General features: G+C 59.7%; 20 protein-coding genes. 12 read left to right on the top strand and 8 right to left on the bottom strand.

From position 1 onward, the window contains the following. Positions 1-161: 161 nt before the first annotated feature. The 9 genes from NL64_RS25825 to NL64_RS25790 all read left to right on the top strand — a co-directional run bounded on the left by NL64_RS25825 (position 162) and on the right by NL64_RS25790 (position 6,811). On the top strand, positions 162-1,475 hold the full coding sequence (locus NL64_RS25825; RefSeq protein ID WP_034150898.1) for a tyrosine-type recombinase/integrase: 1,314 nt from the start codon (positions 162-164) through the stop codon (positions 1,473-1,475). Positions 1,476-1,545: 70 nt separating this feature from the next. Continuing rightward, complete coding sequence (locus NL64_RS25820) at positions 1,546-1,971, top strand: hypothetical protein (protein ID WP_034150897.1); 426 nt, start codon at positions 1,546-1,548, stop codon at positions 1,969-1,971. A gap of 81 nt (positions 1,972-2,052) precedes the next feature. Further along, complete coding sequence (locus tag NL64_RS30720) at positions 2,053-2,358, top strand: helix-turn-helix transcriptional regulator (RefSeq protein ID WP_367379625.1); 306 nt, start codon at positions 2,053-2,055, stop codon at positions 2,356-2,358. A 196-nt stretch (positions 2,359-2,554) separates the two neighbouring features. Beyond that, on the top strand, positions 2,555-3,421 hold the full coding sequence (locus tag NL64_RS25810; RefSeq protein ID WP_034150896.1) for a toprim domain-containing protein: 867 nt from the start codon (positions 2,555-2,557) through the stop codon (positions 3,419-3,421). Continuing rightward, entirely contained in the window at positions 3,414-3,659 is a 246-nt protein-coding gene (locus tag NL64_RS25805; protein WP_034150895.1) for a hypothetical protein, read from the top strand. The genes NL64_RS25810 and NL64_RS25805 overlap by 8 nt, the downstream gene beginning before the upstream one ends. Continuing rightward, positions 3,652-5,580, top strand: a complete 1,929-nt coding sequence (locus NL64_RS25800) for a DUF927 domain-containing protein (RefSeq protein ID WP_080758134.1) — start codon at positions 3,652-3,654, stop codon at positions 5,578-5,580. Before NL64_RS25805 ends, NL64_RS25800 begins: the two co-directional genes overlap by 8 nt. A gap of 5 nt (positions 5,581-5,585) precedes the next feature. Further along, entirely contained in the window at positions 5,586-5,954 is a 369-nt protein-coding gene (locus NL64_RS30250; RefSeq protein WP_155292791.1) for a hypothetical protein, read from the top strand. Beyond that, entirely contained in the window at positions 5,947-6,441 is a 495-nt protein-coding gene (locus NL64_RS30245; protein WP_034150894.1) for a hypothetical protein, read from the top strand. The genes NL64_RS30250 and NL64_RS30245 overlap by 8 nt, the downstream gene beginning before the upstream one ends. Positions 6,442-6,499: 58 nt before the next feature. After that, positions 6,500-6,811, top strand: coding sequence for a hypothetical protein (locus NL64_RS25790; RefSeq protein ID WP_052321309.1), 312 nt, complete (start codon positions 6,500-6,502; stop codon positions 6,809-6,811). 287 nt (positions 6,812-7,098) lie between these two features. Here the strand turns inward: NL64_RS25790 and NL64_RS25785 are convergent, their stop codons facing one another. Then, the gene (locus tag NL64_RS25785) at positions 7,099-7,962 is read right to left on the bottom strand and encodes an MBL fold metallo-hydrolase (RefSeq protein ID WP_007942986.1); all 864 of its coding nucleotides are present in this window, start codon (positions 7,960-7,962) and stop codon (positions 7,099-7,101) included. 203 nt (positions 7,963-8,165) lie between these two features. Here NL64_RS25785 and NL64_RS25780 point away from each other — a divergent pair, with 203 nt between their 5' ends. Further along, positions 8,166-9,608, top strand: a complete 1,443-nt coding sequence (locus NL64_RS25780; RefSeq protein ID WP_080758132.1) for a DUF1254 domain-containing protein — start codon at positions 8,166-8,168, stop codon at positions 9,606-9,608. Between the two features lie 46 nt (positions 9,609-9,654). On the opposite strand, the gene NL64_RS25775 is transcribed toward NL64_RS25780, so the two are convergent. From NL64_RS25775 to NL64_RS25745, 7 genes are all read right to left on the bottom strand, one after another. Continuing rightward, a complete protein-coding gene (locus NL64_RS25775) occupies positions 9,655-10,719 on the bottom strand; it encodes a phosphotransferase family protein (protein ID WP_007942989.1) in 1,065 nt (354 codons plus the stop codon). A gap of 34 nt (positions 10,720-10,753) precedes the next feature. Then, entirely contained in the window at positions 10,754-12,046 is a 1,293-nt protein-coding gene (locus tag NL64_RS25770; RefSeq protein ID WP_034150893.1) for an acyl-CoA dehydrogenase family protein, read from the bottom strand. Positions 12,047-12,106: 60 nt separating this feature from the next. Then, positions 12,107-12,883 carry an SDR family NAD(P)-dependent oxidoreductase gene (locus NL64_RS25765; RefSeq protein WP_007942991.1) on the bottom strand — a complete coding sequence of 259 codons (777 nt, stop codon included), beginning with the start codon at positions 12,881-12,883 and terminating at the stop codon, positions 12,107-12,109. 47 nt (positions 12,884-12,930) lie between these two features. Beyond that, on the bottom strand, positions 12,931-13,692 hold the full coding sequence (locus NL64_RS25760; protein WP_034150950.1) for an SDR family oxidoreductase: 762 nt from the start codon (positions 13,690-13,692) through the stop codon (positions 12,931-12,933). A 55-nt stretch (positions 13,693-13,747) separates the two neighbouring features. Continuing rightward, positions 13,748-14,575 (bottom strand): enoyl-CoA hydratase-related protein, encoded by an 828-nt coding sequence (locus NL64_RS25755; RefSeq protein WP_253277112.1) that lies wholly within the window; start codon positions 14,573-14,575, stop codon positions 13,748-13,750. 66 nt (positions 14,576-14,641) lie between these two features. Continuing rightward, positions 14,642-15,784 carry an acyl-CoA dehydrogenase family protein gene (locus NL64_RS25750; RefSeq protein WP_034150892.1) on the bottom strand — a complete coding sequence of 381 codons (1,143 nt, stop codon included), beginning with the start codon at positions 15,782-15,784 and terminating at the stop codon, positions 14,642-14,644. Positions 15,785-15,798: 14 nt separating this feature from the next. Continuing rightward, entirely contained in the window at positions 15,799-16,992 is a 1,194-nt protein-coding gene (locus NL64_RS25745; protein ID WP_034150891.1) for an acyl-CoA dehydrogenase family protein, read from the bottom strand. Positions 16,993-17,318: 326 nt separating this feature from the next. Here NL64_RS25745 and NL64_RS25740 point away from each other — a divergent pair, with 326 nt between their 5' ends. Continuing rightward, positions 17,319-18,815 carry a DUF1254 domain-containing protein gene (locus NL64_RS25740; RefSeq protein WP_034150890.1) on the top strand — a complete coding sequence of 499 codons (1,497 nt, stop codon included), beginning with the start codon at positions 17,319-17,321 and terminating at the stop codon, positions 18,813-18,815. Positions 18,816-18,873: 58 nt separating this feature from the next. Continuing rightward, the gene (locus tag NL64_RS25735) at positions 18,874-20,373 is read left to right on the top strand and encodes a DUF1254 domain-containing protein (RefSeq protein ID WP_052321307.1); all 1,500 of its coding nucleotides are present in this window, start codon (positions 18,874-18,876) and stop codon (positions 20,371-20,373) included. Positions 20,374-20,516: the final 143 nt, after the last annotated feature.

Raw genomic sequence — 20,516 nt, 5'->3', positions numbered from 1 at the left:
ATTTTCATGCTTTTACATGTTCACACATGACCAAAAAGCAGCCGCAAGCCCCGCCTAGTGCGGGGTTTGTCGTTTCTGGGTGTATATTTATGCACCCGGATACCTTCACTGTTTAAGGGTACGTGAAGGGGTACGCCGGTTCGATTTGGAGGCATACCCCTATGGCGCGCACCGTCACCCCCCTTTCCGATTCCAAGTGCGAGGCAGCCAAGCCCCGCGACAAGGATTACAAGCTATTCGACGGCCAAGGCCTGTTCCTGCTAGTAAAACCCTCTGGAGTGAAAACCTGGCGGTTCAAGTTCATCCGTCCTGATGGCCGCGAGGGGCTGGCTACGTTTGGAAACTATCCTGCGCTAGGCCTGAAGGCCGCTCGTGAACGTCGAGCGGATGCCCTTGAGCTGCTGGCCCACCGGCAAGACCCCATCGAGCACGCCAAGCAAGCCAAGGTCGAGGTGTCCAATGCCCGCAATCACACCTTCAAGGCGCTGGCGCTTCAGTGGCACGCTACGAACGCCCGCAAGTGGTCGGAGGGGTACGCGCATAGCGTCCTGCGCCGACTGGAAACCCACCTCTTCCCCAGCCTTGGAGCCCGCCCCGTCTCCGATCTGAAAGTCCGCGACCTGGTCGCACCGCTCAAGGCCGTGGAAAAGCTCGACGCCCTGGATCTGGCCAATCGCCTGCGCCAGTACCAAGACGGCATCATGCGCTATGCCGTTCAACACGGCCATATCGACAGCAACCCAGCCCGCGACCTAGTGGGCACGACCGCCACGGGAAAAACCAAGCGCCGCCCTGCACTGCCCTTCGATCAAATCCCCGACCTGCTGGGGCGCCTCGAAGTCTACAAAGGGCGTCCACTCACTCGTCTGGCGGTTCACCTGTCACTGCTGCTGTTTATCCGCTCCAGTGAACTGCGCTTTGCCCGCTGGCCTGAAATCGATCTGAAACGGGGTGTATGGACGATCCCCGGCAAGCGGGCACCCATCGAGGGCGTGAAATACTCCCATCGAGGCGCCAAGATGGCCACAGCCCACGTGGTGCCGCTGAGCCGACAGGCCGTCGCCATGCTTAAGCAAATACAGCAGATGACCGGACACCTTGACCTGGTGTTTGCCGGCGACCACTACTACTGGAAGCCGATGTCGGAGAACACTGTGAACAAGGCCCTCAGCCTGATGGGGTACGACACCAAGACGGAATTGTGCGGCCACGGCTTCCGTGCCATGGCCTGCTCCGCCCTGACGGTATCCAGGCTGTGGGGCGAAGACGCGGTAGAACATCAAATGAGCCACCTAGAGCGCAACAAAACGCGAGGCGCCTATACCCACCTGGCTGAACACATGGAGGAGCGCCGGCTTATGATGCAGTGGTGGGCCGACTACCTGGACGCCAATCGGAAACAGCACATTACCCCATACGACTTTGCCCACCCGGAGGCCGAAGGCGACAACGTGGTGTCGATCCTGCGCGGCTAACTCACTTTCGAAGGCGTACCCCCACCTGCTGACCTACTCTATAGGGCGTCATATGGAGGCACGCCGACCCATGAAAGAAGACAAAAAACAGCAGGCGCTCAACGAGCTTTCCCAGCGACTCGCTCAGTCGTTTCAACAAATCACTCAGCCGTTTCTACCCCTTGGCAAGTTAATTGGGCATATAGGGGCCAGTCTTTATGCCGATTATCAAGAGTGCTTGGACGCAGAAAGGAAGCTCGAAAACTTACCGATGGATGAATACAAGATGATCCCTCAGCTCCTGGAGCAGAAACGCGAACAAAGAAAATCAGGCGGACGTGTGACAGGGGAGCAGCGGAAACAAAAAAAAGAGGTGGATCACGCCGAAGTAATAAAAATGTTCCACACACTGAAAACAAAAATGTCAGAGCGTGGCATCGCTGCAAAGATTGCCGAGCTGACCAAACTTCACCCAACCACGGTTCGGCGAATCTTGCGTGAGGCAGGGCTCAAGTAAAAAAAGCGAACACAAGCTTGAGCAGGTGCTCGTTGTGACTCCTAACGTATGGGTGTTCATACACATTTGGAGACACCCAAAATGCTATCGCAATCGCTCATCGACAAAGGTCTGATTCCACAACCTGATACCTTTAAATTGATGGGAGTTTCTCGTTCCGGCGGGGAAAAACTCAAGCAAAACGACCCAGACTTCCCACAACCGATCAAATACGGCGAAAGCCGCCAAGCCGCCGTTTACTATGTCGTGGCCGAGGTCGAAGCGTACCTGGCGGCCAAGATCGCAGCACGCGACACTCGCTACAAAATGAGTAAGGAATCCCACCCCACTCAATACAAAGAAAATGCGGAATCCCACCCCTGCTCGCCTCCTGAACAACCCCTGTAATCGCCCATAACGACCCAACCTGCATATCAGCGGGGCGCTCCCGGCTTGCCCAGAAAACGCCCCATGAGGACTAGCTATGTCTCATAAACATATGTCCCAAAAACAAAGCCCGCTGAGGAACTGGCTGGACTCTCACAACAACTCACAGCAATACCTTACGACTCCATCCGACTGCCGCCCAGCGTTCTGCACTGCCATGCAGGCCGTCTACGGGCCGCTTAATTGGCTGCCTGTGGCCGATGGCACCATTCACCGTTTCCGTGTACCTGATGACAAGCCCGGAAGCCTCAACGGCTGGTACATCTTGTATCTGGATGGCATCGCCTCGGGTGCGTTCGGTAGCTGGAAGACTGGCGGCTCCAACACCTGGAGCAGTCGCGAACCTGCCGATCACCGCGAAGCCGAACAGGTGCGCCAGCGCATCGAGCAAGCCCGGCGCCTGCGCGAATCCGAACGTCTCCAGCGCCAGCAGAAGGCCGCGCAACGTGCCGCATATCTCTGGCGCAACGCTCGCCCCGCCGACCCTGCACACCCGTATCTGGTGGCCAAGCGTGTAGGCCCGCACGACCTGCGCCAGCGCGGTGACGAACTGCTGGTGCCCCTGCGCAACGTGGCGGGCGATCTGGTCAACCTGCAACGTATCGGCGCCGACGGGAGCAAACGCTTTCTGTTCGGTGGTCAGGTGCAAGGCGCCTTCCATTTGCTGGGACAGATTGACCCCAGCAATACGCTGTTCATTTGCGAGGGGTTCGCTACGGGCGCCACGCTGATCGAGCAATACCGGGGCGTCTATGGTGTGGCCTGTGCGATGAATGCCGGGAACCTTCAGCCACTGGCGCTGGCGTTGCGCGAGCGATTCGCCGAGGGCCTAGACCTGCTGATCGCCGGGGACGACGACCGCCTAACTTCCGGCAACCCCGGACGCAAAGCCGCCAACGCCACCGCCGTAGCGGCGGCCTGTTTTGCGGTATTTCCCGAGTGGCCCGCCAATGCGCCCGACCACCTTACCGACTTCAACGACTTGCAGTGCTGGATTGCCAGCCAGGAGAACCCCCATGTCTGATCGCCCAGCCTTGACGACCAATCACGTCGACATCGATGCCGCGCTGAATAGCTTCATCGACCTGCTCCCGCCTGGCTGCCGCGAGCTGTTTCCGGCAATCGAAGACGCGTTGCTGGCGCTGGAGAAGGCCATCGACAAAGACGCCGCCCGCCAGCACCTGGCGCAGACCATCAAGCCGTTGCAAGCGCTCATTGTCGCCGCCTCACCATTCACACAACGGGGCCCCGACCATGACTGACACCACACTCCCAAACGAGCCAGCCCGCGCCGTTGGTTCCGCCAGCGATAGCGAAAGAAAGCCCGCCAGCAAGCGTCCGGCGAAGGCTGCTAAAGCGCCTGACAAGCGTTTGGCATCCGTGGTCAATCCGCGCCGCACGGTCACACCGTCGCGTCCCTGCTATGCGACCTATTCCACTTGGGTGCAAACCGAGTGTGGCCACATCCTGCCACCGGGGCTGTACTTCCACGGCATCCGCGACGAAAAGGAGACGGACAACTTGATCTGCTCGCCTTTGGAAATCATGGCGATCACCAGCGACGAACGCGGGGAAAACTTCGGACGCCTGATTCGCCTGATGTCCAGTGGCGGCGGCTGGCGCGAATGGGCCGCCCCCATGGAAATGCTGGCCGGTGATGGTTCCGAACTGCGCGCGGTGCTGCTCAACCTCGGCGCCACCATTCCGTTTGGCCAGCGCCGGGCGCTGATGGATTACATCATGGCGAGCAACCCGAAACGCCATGCCATGGCCGCCACCCGCACCGGCTGGCACGGGCCGGCATTGTTCGTGATGCCGCGCAAGGTCATTGGCGCCGGCGACGTGGTGTTTCAGTCGTCTGAATCGGGCGGTCACGAATACTCACAGGGAGGTAATTTAACCGCCTGGCAAGCCGAGGTGGCAGATCGCTGTGTTGGCAACCCCGTGCTGATTCTTTCTGTCTGCGCCGCGCTGGCCGGCCCGCTGCTAGCTCAATTGGATATGGATGGTGGCGGCTTTCACTTATTGGGTGACAGCTCTGGTGGTAAGAGCATCGCGCTCTTGGCGTCTGCCAGTGTGTGGGGCAAGCCACTCGACTTCTGGCGCACCTGGAACGCCACCAGCACCGGACTGGAAGGCGTGGCCACCCTGCGCAATGACACCTTGCTGGTGCTGGACGAAATCGGCGAGGCCAAGCCACAGGACTTGGGCGGGATCATTTACGCCCTGGGCAACGGCACCGGACGCCAGCGCGGCAAGGTGTCGGGATTGCCACGTCCCACACAGAAGTGGCGCGTCATTGTGTTTTCCAGCGGTGAATACACCATTGGCAAACACATGGCCACTGCTGGCGCGCACATCAAGGCCGGTCAGGAACTGCGCCTGCTCGACGTTCCGGTCAATCGGCATTACGGCGTCTTCGACAATCTGCACGGCCTGGAACTGCCGCACGATCCGAACAACGTGGAGGACTGCAAGGGGGCCGGTCGCGTCTTCGCTGAAACCCTAAAACATGCCGCTGCCAAGCACTATGGGCATCTTGGCCCGGCCTTTGTCGAGCTGCTAATAAAGCGTGTCCAGCGTCCCGATGGCAGTCCGATGAATGCCGAGGAGATCGAGCGCGCCAATCTAGAATTAAGGGCGGTCTACGCCGAGATGCGCAAAGCGTTCCCCGTCGGCACAGGGCAGGAGGCACGCGCCGCCGCACGCTTTGCTATCGCGGCGCTGGCCGGTGAAATGGCGATACAGGCGGGGTTGCTGCCTTGGGCACCGGGGACGGCGCGCGAAGCCATGGTGGAGCTGTACAACGACTGGGCCGACTACCGTGGGCGCGGCCAGTCGGAGGACATCAAGATTCTGCGCGCCGTGCTGGGGTTCATTGATCGTCACGTCTCCCGCTTCGCCAACGCGGAAGGCACCGACACCGCGCCGACTCACAACCGTGCGGGCTGGTACCGCGCTCACGGCGATGGCCGCTTGTACCTGTTCAACTCTGACGCTTTGGCCGAGGCGGCCCAAGGGTTTGACCTCAAGCGCGTATTGGCCTGCCTGGACAACGCCGGGGCCATTGAGGAGCACCGCACCAATGGCAGTGCCTGCAAGCAGGTGCGCATCCCCGGAGAAGGTCGACCCTACGTTTACGTTATCAACCCCGCTGCCTTGCAAGCCGCTTTGGAGGAGTAGCCGTGTTGAATCAAGCAACCACAACCGGAAATGGGTTGAAGACATGGAAGACAGCCAGAAAAAGCCTGTATTTATGCGGCCTGCAAGCAATTCAGGATGGAAGACAGATAGGAGACAGATGGAAGACAACAGAAGACAGTCAAATAATCTTGATACCTGTTCTGTCTTCATTGTCTTCCATCGTTTTCATCATTGAAGACAGCTGTAGGCCCCGTATTTACTGGCTGTCTTCCATGTCTTCCATGTCTTCACGCAAAACAACATACCCAACACCGATTTTTGACCACCCGACAACAACGAAAGCCCCGTATCTATTGGGGATCACCCTGTTTTCACCTTCGAAAAACATGCAAAAAGAGGTGGTTTTTGACTGATCGCCTCGACTTGCCCGCCTTGGGCAACTTCCTGCGCCACAGCGCACCGTCACTGATCATTCATGACGACATCGCACCAGGGCAACGGAACGCTGCACACCAGCTCGACGCCACCCGTTGGCTGGAGAGGCTGGCCGATGTGCTGGGATGCTCACCTGCCTGGCTGATCGAGACGGGCCGAGTGACCGCCGAGGAATTGGCCACCATGGGCCCCATCGGTCGAGCGGCTCGGTTGATTCGCTCCTACGGTTGGGAGGCACCACCAGCGCCAGCGATTGACCGATTCAAGCAAACGGCGACACACGACCATGGAACGCACCGCTCCGCCGAAACTGCCACACCTGAGTGGCGCCACGCTCGTGACCAATACCTCAACCACATCATGGCCTGTCGGGCCTGCTACGCGCCGAGAGTTCGTCACTGCTTGGCTGGTGCCGACCTGCGCGCCAGCTACGAGAACACGCCCATGGCGTCGCACCACGCTTGATACCCAGGTCAGTACGTTTAACGAGCAGCTCGAAGCTATCGAACTGAGGGGTTAACCCATGAACATTCAAAACAGCGTTCAACCGCTGGCGGATTCGCTCAGCCCAAAGAAAGCCTCTGTCTGGTACGTCACCCATCCCAAGGTGCCCAAAGCGCTGCTGGGGCCGTTCCTGACTGAGGAAGACGCGGAGTGTGGCCGCGTAGTGATGCGCAGTGCCGATGCCGTGGTGACGGCCTGTCTGGTCGATTCAATCGACGACATCACTTACGGCCACGCCGTGAACAACGGGAAGGTTTTCCGGGCCTTTGCTGGCGCTGCTGGCGAGGGGCCTGAAACATTCGACGCCTCCCCCCACCACCCATGCCAGTAGTTGCACGCCACTGACGTGCTACTACCCCCCCCCGGTAGAGGTTCTTTTTTTAGGCATGATGACCGGGGGTAGTTCGAAGCCCGGAATTCGCCGACTTTGTCGTGAAAAAATAGTGACCATTAATAGACATACTTTCCATACTTCCGTTAGAAGCATCTATTCGGTTTTCGACCTAAGCGGAGTTGCGCTTCAACAGCAATCGGCCAGAAGCAGCTATCCGATGCTTTCAACTCTTGGACCGATTCAATTTGTATGTTTGCAAATACAAACACTCAACCATGCAGCACTCAGCTGTCGAAGCGGCTCAACGTTCTGTAATAGTCAAAGGGGATATAGCGCGATTGTCGGTCGCGCATTACCCTGACCATCGTCACATCGGGATCGCGAGCAAAAAACAGACGTCCACCGTTGGCCACAAGGTTGTCGAGCACGTGCTCCTTTTCATCGATCACGCATTCAGGGTTGCGGTCAAACGCGCTGGTCATTGCCAGGTTCAACCAATGGGTCCCTGGTATCAGATCGCCCGCAAACAACACCGGACCACCAGGCAGTTGAACTTCGGGCAACAGTTGTCCCGGGGTATAACCATCGCTGGTGTGAAACCGCCAGCCCTCACCGAACGCCTCGCAGCCGGAATCACCGATCAACGTCAATCGCCCACTGCCTTCAAGCCGGTGATTTAGAGGTGAAACGAACAAATCCCGGTCGCGTGGATGCGGATGGCGTGCCCGCAGCCAATGACGTTCGCCGCAGAAGTAACGCGCGCGGGGAAATAAAAGGCGTGGCATCTCCCCGTCCCTGATCAGTTCACTGAGTTCACTGGAAAGATGCGCCTGTAGATGGGTCAACACCACGGCGTCCACCGCGTTTTCATCCAGACCATGTTGCGCCAGACTTTCGAGCAATCCCGGTTTGCGCGGCTGACAGCGGCAATTGCGATTCGCAGCTACCAGCAGCCCGTCGGCGCCAGCCATGACCAGCGTGTTCTTGCCCTGCTCTTGCACCAGCATTGTTCGCGCCGCGATCTCCACCAGGTTGTCGTGGTCGGGCCTCATCAAATCTGCCCAACGCCGGCGCGGGGTCTGGCCGAACAAAATGCCGCCATCAAGCCTGCGAGATGTGCCCGCCAGGGTGGAAATAGTACGTTCCACGATGCCTACCTTTTTAATTTTGTCATCTCGACGACCGTTTGAAGTGTTGCCTCGGGCGTCAGGTTAAGCCCGCGCACTCACCCGCCACACCCCCCTTTTGGGGGGAAGGTTAACCACTGACAGGTGGCCCGAATACGCCATATAACATTGGCAAGCTAAGCTATAGGCGGTGTTTCGACCTGTGCAGCCATCCAGAGGTAATCATGATCAATCAACATCGTCGTGCATCTTCACCTCGACTGCGCCGGTTATTAAAACAGTGTTGCGTGGCTCTGAGCCTGTGCGCTCCGGCCGGTCTGACCAGCGCTGCGATCAACGCGCCGGTCTCTGCGCAGCAAGCGCAAACCCTGGCGAAGGAGGCTTATGTCTTTGGCTTGCCGCTGGTGTACATACAGACCCAGAGTGACATACAGACTCACGTCACCAAGGTCGGAAAGCTTCAAGCGCCCCTCAACCAGTTCGTCCACTATCGCGAGTTTCCCAACGCGGATAACAAGACCGTCGTCGGTCTGAATGTCGACACGCTGTATTCGCTGGCCAACCTGGATTTATCCAGAGAACCGATGGTTTTGTTCGTCCCGCCGATGGGCGACCGGTTCTGGATCATGCAATTGATCGACGCATGGAACAACGTGCCGCACGCGCCCGGCTCGCGCACACTGGGTGGCAAAGGTGGCACGTTCGCCATCGTTGGCCCCGACTGGCGCGGGACGTTGCCCAAGGGCATGACCGAACTGCGCATGCCTACCAGTCTTGCGCTACTGGGGGGCCGCACCTATACCGCAGGAACCGAGGATTACGCCGCCGTTCACGCGCTGCAAGACCAGTACAAACTGGTGCCGCTTTCGGCGTGGGGCAATGCCTACACACCACCGGACAACCTGCCGCTTAAACCCGGTGTGGATAGCAAGACCCCCGTGCCGGCCCAAGTGGACGTCATGCCGGCTCAAGTGTTTTTTCAACGTTTGAATGCATTGATGGTGCATAACCCACCCTACCCGGCGGACAGCCCTGTGATGACTCGAATTGCGCAGATAGGTATCAAGCCCGGCGTAGCATTCGACATGCAGCGATTCACACCGCAAGTACAACAGGCGATCGAGCGCGGGGTTGCAGAAGGTCGACAAGCTGTTCACGACGAAGAAGCAAAACTGGGCAAGCGAGTAAACGGCTGGAACCTGACCCGTGACATGGGTCGCTATGGCACCCAGTACACCTATCGGGCCGCATGGACCTATTTTGGTGTCGGTGGCAATTTGATCGAGGACGCCTTTTATCCACTATCGCTGATAGACGGCGACGGCAAACCTTATGACGCGGCTCACCGATACGTCCTGCACTTCACCAAGGAGCAGCTGCCTCCAGTCAATGCCTTCTGGTCTTTGACGATGTACGACAAGGAATCGTATCTGGTTCCCAACACGCTAAACCGTTACGCATTGGGTGATCGAAGTCACCTCACATTTGACGACGACGGCTCTCTCACGCTTTACATCCAGAAGGATTCGCCAGGAGGCGACAAGAAAGCGAACTGGCTGCCGACGCCAGCACAAGGTGGGTTCAAGTTGGCATTGCGCCTATACGCGCCGAAATCGGAAGTAACTAACGGCGAATGGGTACCACCGGCCGTCAAACGCATTGATTGAAAATGAGGACGCTTTGCTGCCTCTGGCTGCAAAGCGTCCTCTTTTCTCAGCGCCTGCCTTCGATCCACTGGCTTGCACGTTCGAAAAGCTTCAGCGCAGCCTGATGCAACTGCACCCCGATTTCTCTAGATGCCTTGCCGGCGCAGGCACGAGCGTGGGTACCCTCAAGCACGATACCCAGCTTGTAGCAGGCCAAAACCGCGTACCACTGCACGTGGCTCAGGTCGCGTTTACTGCCCATGGCGTAACGGGCTATCAGCGCCCCGGCGTCAGGAAATCCGCTCCATGGCTGCGGGGTAGCCGGGCCCGTGGCGATGCCATCAGCATCCGGCCAGGTCGCGAGCATCCAGCCGAGGTCCAGCAATGGATCCCCTGCCGTGGTCATTTCCCAGTCGACGATGGCACCTAATTGCGGCCCGTCATTGCGGAACATTACGTTGGCCAAGTGATAGTCACCATGCATCAGTCCCGGTTCGAACGTTGGGGGTCGTCGTTGCTCCAGCCAACGCCCGATGGCGCCCACATCGCCCAACGCCTGCGAACCACTCCAGCCGGTGAACTCCTCGTAACTATGGAGCAACGCTTGCCAGCGCGGGACCTGGCGTTCGAGGAAACCCTCGACCTTGCCCAGGTCGCTCAAGCCAACCCGTGCCAGATCGACCCGTCCCAAGGCCGCGGCACCATCAGCCAAGGCCAGGCCCATGGCATGCCGTACGGCCAGGTCGCCGGCATGCAGGGCCGGCATCCGCTCGCACGCGTTGAACCCCTCAATGGGCTCCATCAGATAAAACGCCGAACCCAACACCTCAGTGTCTTTACACCCGGCGATGAATCCCGCATGCGGCACGTCGGTGGCGGCCAGCGCCTGCAAGACCCGCATTTCACGGCGCATCGTGGCGTTGCCGTCCATGCGCGGATGCAGCGGCGGCCGGCGCAGGACATAGTCGCGGCCGCTACGGTGCAGAAGCAGTAGCAGGTTCTGGGTGCCACCGGCCAGTGGTTGCGCACCACTGATCGGCCCCTCGCCCAGCCCTTCGACGTCCATCCACCGTTGCAGCCGAGGGATATCCACCAGTGTCTGCCAATCCAGGCCGTTTTCCATTTTGCTCATCAGGCACTCCCGTCATTCATGCCAAGAGCGCCCGTCACAGGACACCTTGCAGGTCTTCGAGCACATCGCCGTACTGGTTCAATGCACGGGCACGTTGACGCGGCAGGTGGTACGCCGGGAACAACTCGTCGCACGCCTGATAGGTATCGAGAATCTCTCGGGCCACGGTGACTTTGTGCACTTCGGTAGGACCGTCGGCCAGTCCCAGGAAATACGAGTTGACCACGCTATGTACAAATGGCATTTCATCGGACACGCCGATCGAGCCATGCAGGTGCAGGGCGCGGGAGGCGATATCGTGCAGGACCTTGGGCATGACGGCCTTGACGGCAGCGATGTCCTTGCGCACGCGTTTGTAGTCCTGGTGTTTGTCAATCAGCCAGGCAGTTCGCAATACCAGCAGACGGAATTGCTCCAGCTCGATCCAGCTGTCAGCGATCTTCTCCTGCACCATCTGCTTGCGGGCCAGGCGTTCGCCCTTGGTCACCCGCGACAGTACCCGTTCGCAGGCCATGTCGAGGATCATTTTTGCCTCACCGATAGTGCGCATCGCATGGTGAATGCGACCTCCACCAAGGCGTGTTTGTGCGACCACGAAGGCCTGGCCGACGCCACCGAGAATATGATCGGCCGGCACGCGGACGTTGGTGTAGCGCACGTAGGCATGGGTGGCGACTTTCTCGGAGGCAAAGCCCACATCACGAACAATCTCCAGGCCCGGTGTACCTGCCGGAACGATAAACATCGACTGACTGGAAATCAGTGGGGCTTCAGGATCGGTCACGGCCATCACGATGAAGAAGTCGGCATAGCGAGCGTTGGATGAAAACCACTTTTCGCCATTGATGACCCACTCGTCACCCTCGAGGACAGCCCGAGTGGTGAACACCTGAGGATCTGAACCACCCTGGGGTTCAGTCATTGAAAAGCACGAAACAATATCGTTGGCCAACAACGGTTCCAGCCAGCGTCGCTTCTGTTCCGGGGTACCGAAGTGGGCGAGGATTTCCGCATTGCCGGTATCAGGCGCCTGGCAACCGAATACGATCGGGGCAAAGTCTGAGCGCCCGAGAATTTCGTTCATCAAGCCCAGCTTCACCTGCCCAAAACCTTGCCCGCCGAGTTCAGGTCCCAAATGGCTGGCCCACAGGCCACGGGCCTTGACCTCAGCCTGCAATGGCCGCACCAGGCGCACGTTGGCCGGGTTCTTCACGTCATAGGCGCAGTCCAGAATATGGTCGAGCGGCTCAACGCGGGTGCGCACGAATTCATCCATCCAGTCGAGTTCAGCCTGGAATTGGGCATCGGTTTCAAAGGACCAGCTCATGTCATTACTCCGTCGCAATTAACGCCACCGAGCGGTGGCCAATGTAGGGTTTCGAAGGGTTCAGGCCAGCGTAAGTCCGCCGTCCACCAGCAAGGTTTGCCCCACCATGTAGGAGGACAAAGGCGAGGCCAGGAACACCGCTGCACCCGCCATCTCCTCGGGCAGGCCCATGCGCCTGAGTGGGATACGTGCCAATAGTCCCTGCAGGCGCTCTGGTGATTGCGTGCTGACCCGTGTCAACTTGGTATCGACCAATCCCGGAGCAATGCCATTGACCCGAATACCCTGATTTGCCCAAGCGTCGCCCAGGGTGGCGGTGAGCCCGACGACGCCCGACTTTGAGGCGGCATAGGCCGGGTTGCCACGGGTCGTGCGAAAACCCGCCGTAGAACTCAGAGTGATCAATGCCCCTTGGCTGCGTTGCAGCATGTCCTGGAACTTGAGCGAGCACGCCATCATGCTGCCCAGATTGACCCGCATGACTTTGTCGAAGCCCTGCATATCGAATTCGGCGCGCTTGTACAAAATCGTGCCTTGGGCCAGTACCAACACATCAAGACGCTCGAATGCCGGCTGAACCTCTTCGATAGCCGACTGTTCGTTCAAATCGACCTGGGCATAGTGCAAGCCTTGCAAGTCCGAGCCTTCTTCCATGCTGTAGTCGCAGGCGTGCGAGCGAGTGCCCCACACATGCACCTGGGCGCCGAGTTCGCGGAAGCTTTGGGCGATGCCATTACCAATGCCACTGGAGCCACCGACCACCAAAACAGTCTTGCCGGTGAAGTCGAGCGCGTTGGCGAAGTTGCGCGCGGGGGCGCACGATAGCGGTTGCGTCATGAATGAAATCTCTCTCGTTGAATACGCAGTCTGGATGCAGTGCAGAATCAGCCGGCGCTCAATCCGCCATCGACGGCGAGCGCGTGCCCGGTGATGAAACTGGCACCGTCGCTGCACAGGAACAGCACGGCGTTGGCCACCTCGTCGGCACGCCCCAGCCGGCCGATGGGATGCATGGCCGCAGAGCGTTCCGCCACTAAGGGATCGATCTTGATCATCTGCTCGAGCATGGGCGTCTCGATGACCGCCGGGCACACGGCATTGATGCGGATACCCTTTTTCGCGTACTCGATGGCCGCGGATTTGGTCAGTGCGACTACGGCGTGTTTACTGGCACTGTAAATGCCCATTTTGCGAACGCCGCGCAGGCCAGCGACCGATGCGGTGTTGACAATCGCCCCACGCCCCTGGGCCAGCATTACTTCCAGCTGGTACTTCATGCACATCCAGACGCCTTTGACGTTCACGTCCATCAGCGCGTCGTAAACCTCCTCACCACTGTCACCCACTCGGCCTTTCTCGCGCTCGATTCCGGCGTTGTTGTGGGCATAGTCAATGGCCCCATAAGTAGCGAGCACCTGTTCAGTGAGTTGCTTGACCTGGGCATCAGAGGTCACGTCGCAGGGGAAAAAGCTGGCTTCCCCACCCGCCTCGCGAATCATCCGCACGGTGTTTTCGCCACCGTCGCGCTGACAATCGACCACCGCAACCTTCAAGCCTGCCGCTGCGAAAGCCATGGCCGCGGCCCTGCCAATTCCACCCGCAGCCCCCGTAACCAGAGCGACCTGACCGGAAAAACTACTGTTCATCATTTTTGCTCCAATGGCTTGCGACGCTGTGCCAGCGCCTGTCATAGCGAAATAGTCAGAGAGTGTTCATGACGCCGGATTCGCGCCCGGGAAACTGCGGCTCGCGTTTCGCCAGAAACGCCTGGGCACCCTGTTCGAAGGTGGGCCTGTCCAAAAGCTCGCGCTGGCGATCAGTCTCATAGGTCAACTGTTGCGCCAGCGAATTGCCTCTGGCCGCATCGAATACACTACGCGCCTCGATCACCCCGTGGGCGGGTAGAGCAGCCAGTTGACGGGCCACGTCCATGGCCTGGCCCGACAAGGCTTCAGCGTCCACGCAGGCGTGAATCATGCCCCAGCGTTCGGCCTGTTCAGCCGACCAGCGCCCGCCCGTCAACGTCAGGGCCAACGCCCGTGGACCACCGAGCAGACGTTCGAGGAACCACGACGAACCGAGGTCCGGCACCAGGCCGAGTTTCGGCACGAACGGCAAATAGAAGTACGCCGAACGCGCGGCGATGATGACGTCTGCCGCCAGAGCCAGCCCCACGGCGCCCCCGGCGACACCACCGTTCAAGGCAACGACTACGGGTACCGGCAACTCGCGCAGTTGGGCTACAACGGGGTTGAACACCCCGTCCATCATCCGCGCGACATTGGCCCCGCGGCTTAGCCCCGCCTCACCACCGTGTAAAAGTTCGTTCAATTGAGCGCCAGCGCTAAACAGCTTGCCGTTGGCGGTCAACACCAAGGCCCGCACGCGGTTGTCCTGGCGCACCTCGGCCAAGGCTTCGAGGACTTCCCCCAGCATCGCCGCGCTCAAGGCATTGAGCAGTTCCGGCTGGTTGAGCGTGAGGACGGCGACGGCGTCGCATTTTTCGTAGGTGATCATCTGATAGTTCACGGTGGCTGGTTTTCCTGAAAAAAGGGCCCGAGAACCCATAAAGAAGCAAAGCGATGCCCAACTGTGTCAGTCGACCCGCATCAGTCGGCTGTATGTCTTGAGGTGATGGTCATCGTTACCGAACTGATGGTTGAGCATCAGCAAGTGCTTGGCGTGGTGCGACAACACGTACTCCCAGGTCAGGCCGATGCCACCGTGCAACTGAATACCCTGGTCGGCGATGAACCGGCCGGCGCGCACGATCAGGACTTTGGCGGCTGCCAGGGTGCGGCTGCGGTCGTCGTTGTCCGGTGCGTCCGCTGCGCAAGAGGCGAGGATGGCCATCGATGTGGCCTGGTCCAGTTCGATGCGCATGTCCACCATGCGGTGCTGCAAAACCTGGAACTTGCCGATCGCCTGGCCGAACTGTTTGCGCGTCTTCAGATAGTCGAGGGTCAGGTCGCACACCGCTTCCATGCTGCCCACCGCTTCGGCGCACTGCGCCGCAATCGCTCGGCCCTGCTGATAACGCAAAGCCGTCAGGGCCTGGCCCGCTTCACCGAGCATCGCGGCAGCGCTGACAACAACGTTTTCAAGGTACAGGTCGCAAGCCTTGCGTCCGTCCATGGAGGGATAGGCACGACGGCTGACGCCCGGTGCATTGGGGTCGAGCAAGAACAGGCTGACACCTTTTTCATCGCGCTCGCTGCCGGCAGTGCGCGCCGACACTACGATCATCCCGGCGCTGTGGCCGGCGACTACCACCGATTTACGGCCATTGAGTTTCCAGCCGCCGCTTACCGCTTCGGCGCTAGTACGCACATCGTGCAATTGGTAATGACTGGTCGGCTCATCGACAGCGACCGCCAGTTGCAATTGACCGCTGGCGACCTGCGGCAGCAATTCGCTGCGCTGCTCGTCGTTGCCAAGCTGGCTCAGCAGGCCACCGGCAAAAATCACCGAATGAAGGTAGGGTTCCAGGCACAAGCCACGGCCCAGCTCGGTCATGGTCAGCAGGGTCTCTACTCCACCGCCGCCGAAGCCGCCGTACTCGGACGCAAATGGCACGGCGGTCAGCCCAAGTTCGCCGAGCTGCTGCCAGAACGCGACACTGAAACCCTCTTCACTTGCGGCAAAGCGCTCGCGCAACTCGAAATCGTAGCTGTCACGCACCAGACGGGAGACGGTGTCTTGCAGCATCTGCTGCTCTTCGGAAAGTTTGAAGTCCATGATCGATAAGCCCCTTACAACTCAAGAATCATCTTGGCGATGATGTTCTTCTGGATTTCGTTGGAACCGCCGTAGACCGAGGTCTTGCGCATGTCCAGGTACTGGCTGAATGGTGCGGTGCTGTAGTCGCGGTACAGGTCCGGTTGGTCGCCGTAACCGAGTTCTTCTTCGACAAAAGGCATGGCATACGGGCCCAGCGTCTTGCTCATCAGGTAGGTGATGGCCTGGCGAATCTCCGAGCCCTTGATCTTCAGGAACGAACTCTCGGCACCGGGAACCCCACCGTCACGGGCGGACGCAAGGGTGCGCAAGTTGCTCATCTCGATTGCTCTCAGCTGGATCTCCAGATCGGCGATTTGCAGGCGCAATTGATCGTCATCGATCAAGGGCAAACCGTCTCGCTGCTCCCGGCTTGCGATCTGCTTGAGCCGCGAAAGCATCTGTTTGGCTTGGCCGATGCCGACAATGCTGGTGCGCTCGTGGGTCAACAGATACTTGGCGCAGGTCCAGCCCTTGTTTTCTTCACCGACCAGGTTCTGCACCGGCACCCGCACGTCGTCGAGGAACACTTCATTGACTTCGTGTTCACCGTCGAGGGTGATGATCGGCCGAACGGTGATGCCCGGGGTTTTCATATCGATCAGCAAGAAGCTGATACCGCGTTGCTGTTGTGCGTCGGGGTCGGTACGGACCAGGCAAAACATCCAGTCAGCGTAATGGGCGGTGGTGGTCCAGGTTTTCTGGCCATTGACCACGTAGTGATCGCCATCGCGAACAGCACGTGCCTTCAAGGCGGCAAGGTCAGAACCGGCCCCCGGCTCGGAATAGCCCTGGCACCACCAGTCTTCGCAACTGAGAATGCGCGGCAGGAAACGCGCCTGCTGCTCGGGTGTACCAAACTTGATGATCACCGGAGCGACCATGTTGACACCGAATGGCACGATGCCCGGTGCACCGAACGCGGCGCACTCTTCCTCGAAAATATGCTTCTCGACCACCCCCCACCCGGTGCCACCAAACTCTACGGGCCATCCGGCGGCCAGCCATCCCCGCTCATTGAGCAGGCGCATCCAGGCCACTTGGTCCTCTTTATTGAAATGCTTGCCATGGCGTCCGCGTGCAGCAATATCGGCCGGCACTGTGTGACGCAAAAACGCGCGCACTTCCTCGCGGAAGGCCTGTTCGGCAGGGGTGAACTGGATATCCACTGATGTACTCCTCGCATTCGGCTGAAGGGGGTCAGGAACGGCCCGACTCGCCCACCGACAGCCACGGTAGAGGAATGAACCGAGCGCGCACCCACCCGGTCAGGGGGAAAAAACCCACCCCCCTCTCCTGCTGGCGGTAGCACCACAGGAACACCGCCATGGCGTCAAATGACGACGCTTTGGCGTCCAATGACGAGACTCATGGCTATCGCCGCGCCGGCTCTCTAAACAACCATTGGGAGGTGAAATAACTGGCTGCCACAGACAGTCACTCAACAAGAAAAACAGACGCGCCGTCTTCACTGGCGCCAACTGGAGCACTGCCCATGAAGTTCAATCGACGCCAAACCCTTACCCTGCTGGCCGCCGCCAGCGCCACGCCCCTGCTTGGCATCAGTGCCTACAAGGCCAGTGCCGATGCCAAGCCAGCCGATCTGCCGCTAACACCCGAACAGGCCCGCGAGATTGCCCGGGAAGCGTTTCTCTGGGGCATGCACCCGGTGGCGATTTATCACTTTCGCTACAACCTCGTGCAGAACGAACAGAACCCCCGCTATGTTGGCCTCAACCGCCTACGGCTGGCACGTGCGCCCTACTCTGCCAAGCAACGCGGGGCCACGACGCCGAACGCCACCACGCTTTATGGCAACGCCATGCTCGACCTGAGTGCGGAACCGGTGGTGGTCACGATCCCGCCAGTCGACCAGCGTTACTGGAGCCTGCAGATGGCCGACAACTATTCGCGCTGGTGGCACATGATCGGCAGCCAGTTCAATGCGCCCGGCCCGGTGCGCCGTTTGTTCGTCGGTCCGAACTGGAGCGGAAAGTTGCCCGCCGACTTTGTCGGCGAAGAAATCGTGCAATCGGATTCGGACTTTGCCGTCGCGTTGTTGCGCATAGCCCTGACCGACGACACCGCGCAAGAGCTTAAGACCATCAACGCAATCATGGACCGCGTCACACTCATGCCCCTGAGCCAATGGATCGCAGCGGGTAAAAAAGAGATCAGGGCCGAAGACGTGCCGCTGATGCGCGCCAGCTATCCGACGTTCCCGGGCATGGAGAACATGCGCGAGCCAGGTCGCCTCAAGGGTACGGACTTTCTGCGTTGGGTCAGCCTGATCCTCAATGATCCGAGCTTCACCAAGCAAGCGGACGGACACAAGGAAATTGCTGCCTTCGCCCGCTTCGAGCGACTGGGCCTCAAAGCTGGGCAAACCTTCGAACCGGGCAGTCTATCGGCTCCAGTTTTGGCGGCTATCGAAGCGGGGATCGAGGATGGCAGAAAGGCGGTCCAGGCACAGATTGCCAAGGGCCTGGGGGCTGACATGAACGGCTGGTCGCTCTCCACCAATCTGGGTTACCAGGACAGCGACTGGTTGATGCGTGCCGTGTACGGCTACGTCGCAATACTCGGGCCGATTCCTTCGCGCTCGCACACCGCCGGCTTTGCCCTCAGCGATTCCCGGGGCCAGCCGCTGCACGGCGAGCACCGCTACACCCTCACGTTCGATCTGGCCGACATGCCGCCCGTCACCGAATTCTGGGAACTGCCGCTGTACGACCGCGAAGGTTACTTCGTCGACAACCCAATCAACCGCTACTCGCTCAACAGCTACATGCTCCAGCGCGGCAAGTTGCACACCGCCGGGGGCAAACTGGTGATTTATGTGCAGCACGAGGCGCCGACCGACCCTGACCAACGCCGCAACTGGCTGCCGGCACCCAAGGAAGGCTTCCAGTTCGCCGCGCGTTTCTATGGACCCCGCGGACCGCTGATCGACGCCAGCTACGCCATGCCCGGTGCCGTTCGGGTGAGTTGATCCCTGAGGTATTCATGACGACCTTTAGCGCCAGTTTTAACTCTTCAGAGAACCCGTGATGAAATTCACCCGTAGAGACTTCTTGCCCCTGCTGACCGGTGCGGTGATCGCCCCGACCTTGACCTTCGGCGGGTTCATACCCAAGCCCGCTCAAGCCAACCCGGCCACCGCCCCCCTGACACCCAAAGAGGCCCGTGCCATTGCCCAGGAGGTGTTCCTCTGGGGCATGCACCCGGTGGCGCTTTATCATCTGCGCTACATCCACGCGCAAAATCCGAAAAGCCCGCGTTTCGTGGGCCTGAACCGCTTCAAATGGTCACGTCAGCCCGCCAAGGCCCTGCCGCGTTTTGCGACCACACCCAATGCCACGACGCTGTACGGTCTGGCGATGCTAGACCTCAGCCAGGAACCCGTCGTGTTGACAATGTCCAAGGCCGACGAGCGCTATTGGAGCGTGCAAATGGCTGACAACTATTCGCGCTGGTGGCACATGATTGGCAGTCAGTTCAATGCGCCTGGCCCGGTGCGCCGCCTGTTCGTCGGGCCGAACTGGAGCGGCACTCTCCCCGCCGAATTCGTTGGTGAAGAGGTCGTGCAGTCGCCCTCCGATTTCGCCGTGGCCCTCGGCCGCCTCGCCCTGACGGACGACACCCCGGAAGAACTCAAGGCGATCAATGCCTTCATGGACCGCATCACGTTGATGCCGCTGAGCCAGTGGCTGGCCACAGGCAAAAAAGATGTGCGTGCCGAAGACGTGGTGCCGGGCAAGGCCGAATATCCGACGTATAGCGGCATGGAAAATGTGCGCGAGCCGAGTCGCCTGCGGGGCACGGAGTTTCTGCAATGGGTCAGCCTGATCCTCAACGATCCGAGCTTCACCAAGCAGGCCGACGGGCATAAGGAACTGCAAGCGTTCGCTCGCTTTGAACGGCTTGGTCTCAAGGCCGGGCAATCTTTCGATCCGACCAGTCTCTCCCCTGCGTTGCAAACCGCCGTGGCCGAGGGTATCGAGGACGGCGTCACGGCGCTCAAGGCGCAATTGGCCAAGGGTACGGGCAAACCAATGAATGGCTGGTCGCTGGCCACAGACATCGGTTACCACGATACCGACTGGATGCGCCGCGCACTGGCCGGGTACATCGCCGTGCTCGGCCCGGTGCCCGTTCGCTCACACACCGCCGCGCGCATGTACAACGATGCAGCGGGGCAAACGCTCAACGGGCAGAACCGCTACACCATCACCTTCGACCTCAACGACTTGCCACCGGTGACGGAGTTCTGGGAGTTGCCGCTGTACGACCAGGAAGGGTTTTTCGTCGACAATCCAATCGATCGTTACTCGCTCAACAGCTACATGCTGCAACGCGGCAAGTTGCACACGGTCGACGGCAAATTGGTGATCTACGTCCAGACCGACGAACCCGGTGACCCCGATCAACGTCGCAACTGGCTGCCCGCCCCACGGGATGCCTTCCAGTTCACCGCACGTTTTTATGGGCCTCGTGGGCCACTGATCGATGGCAGCTATGCGATGCCTGGAATCGTCAAGGTCGGCTGACAGAAAAACGCCCGGGCCAGCATTCCTGGCCCGGGCGTAACATCAACTGTAGGAGCGAGCTTGCTCGCGATGGCGGTGTATCAGTCAACCTAGATGTTGGATCAGATTGCCTCATCGTCAGATCGCCTCGCCGACCAAGCTCA

Origin of the sequence: Pseudomonas fluorescens (assembly GCF_000802965.1) — a bacterium.
In the GTDB taxonomy this organism is placed as follows: Bacteria; Pseudomonadota; Gammaproteobacteria; order Pseudomonadales; family Pseudomonadaceae; genus Aquipseudomonas; species Aquipseudomonas fluorescens_A.
The sequence above is the reverse complement of the archived record's forward strand: the minus strand, read 5'-3'. Positions and strand labels throughout refer to the sequence as shown.

Bases quoted from the DNA above. Each gene is read 5' to 3' on its own strand.
- NL64_RS25825 (WP_034150898.1), top strand. From the start codon at position 162: ATGGCGCGCACCGTCACCCCCCTTTCCGATTCCAAGTGCGAGGCAGCC.
- NL64_RS25820 (WP_034150897.1), top strand. From the start codon at position 1,546: ATGAAAGAAGACAAAAAACAGCAGGCGCTCAACGAGCTTTCCCAGCGA.
- NL64_RS30720 (WP_367379625.1), top strand. From the start codon at position 2,053: ATGCTATCGCAATCGCTCATCGACAAAGGTCTGATTCCACAACCTGAT.
- NL64_RS25810 (WP_034150896.1), top strand. From the start codon at position 2,555: ATGCAGGCCGTCTACGGGCCGCTTAATTGGCTGCCTGTGGCCGATGGC.
- NL64_RS25805 (WP_034150895.1), top strand. From the start codon at position 3,414: ATGTCTGATCGCCCAGCCTTGACGACCAATCACGTCGACATCGATGCC.
- NL64_RS25800 (WP_080758134.1), top strand. From the start codon at position 3,652: ATGACTGACACCACACTCCCAAACGAGCCAGCCCGCGCCGTTGGTTCC.
- NL64_RS25790 (WP_052321309.1), top strand. From the start codon at position 6,500: ATGAACATTCAAAACAGCGTTCAACCGCTGGCGGATTCGCTCAGCCCA.
- NL64_RS25780 (WP_080758132.1), top strand. From the start codon at position 8,166: ATGATCAATCAACATCGTCGTGCATCTTCACCTCGACTGCGCCGGTTA.
- NL64_RS25775 (WP_007942989.1), bottom strand. From the start codon at position 10,719: ATGAGCAAAATGGAAAACGGCCTGGATTGGCAGACACTGGTGGATATC.
- NL64_RS25770 (WP_034150893.1), bottom strand. From the start codon at position 12,046: ATGAGCTGGTCCTTTGAAACCGATGCCCAATTCCAGGCTGAACTCGAC.
- NL64_RS25765 (WP_007942991.1), bottom strand. From the start codon at position 12,883: ATGACGCAACCGCTATCGTGCGCCCCCGCGCGCAACTTCGCCAACGCG.
- NL64_RS25760 (WP_034150950.1), bottom strand. From the start codon at position 13,692: ATGAACAGTAGTTTTTCCGGTCAGGTCGCTCTGGTTACGGGGGCTGCG.
- NL64_RS25750 (WP_034150892.1), bottom strand. From the start codon at position 15,784: ATGGACTTCAAACTTTCCGAAGAGCAGCAGATGCTGCAAGACACCGTC.
- NL64_RS25740 (WP_034150890.1), top strand. From the start codon at position 17,319: ATGAAGTTCAATCGACGCCAAACCCTTACCCTGCTGGCCGCCGCCAGC.
- NL64_RS25735 (WP_052321307.1), top strand. From the start codon at position 18,874: ATGAAATTCACCCGTAGAGACTTCTTGCCCCTGCTGACCGGTGCGGTG.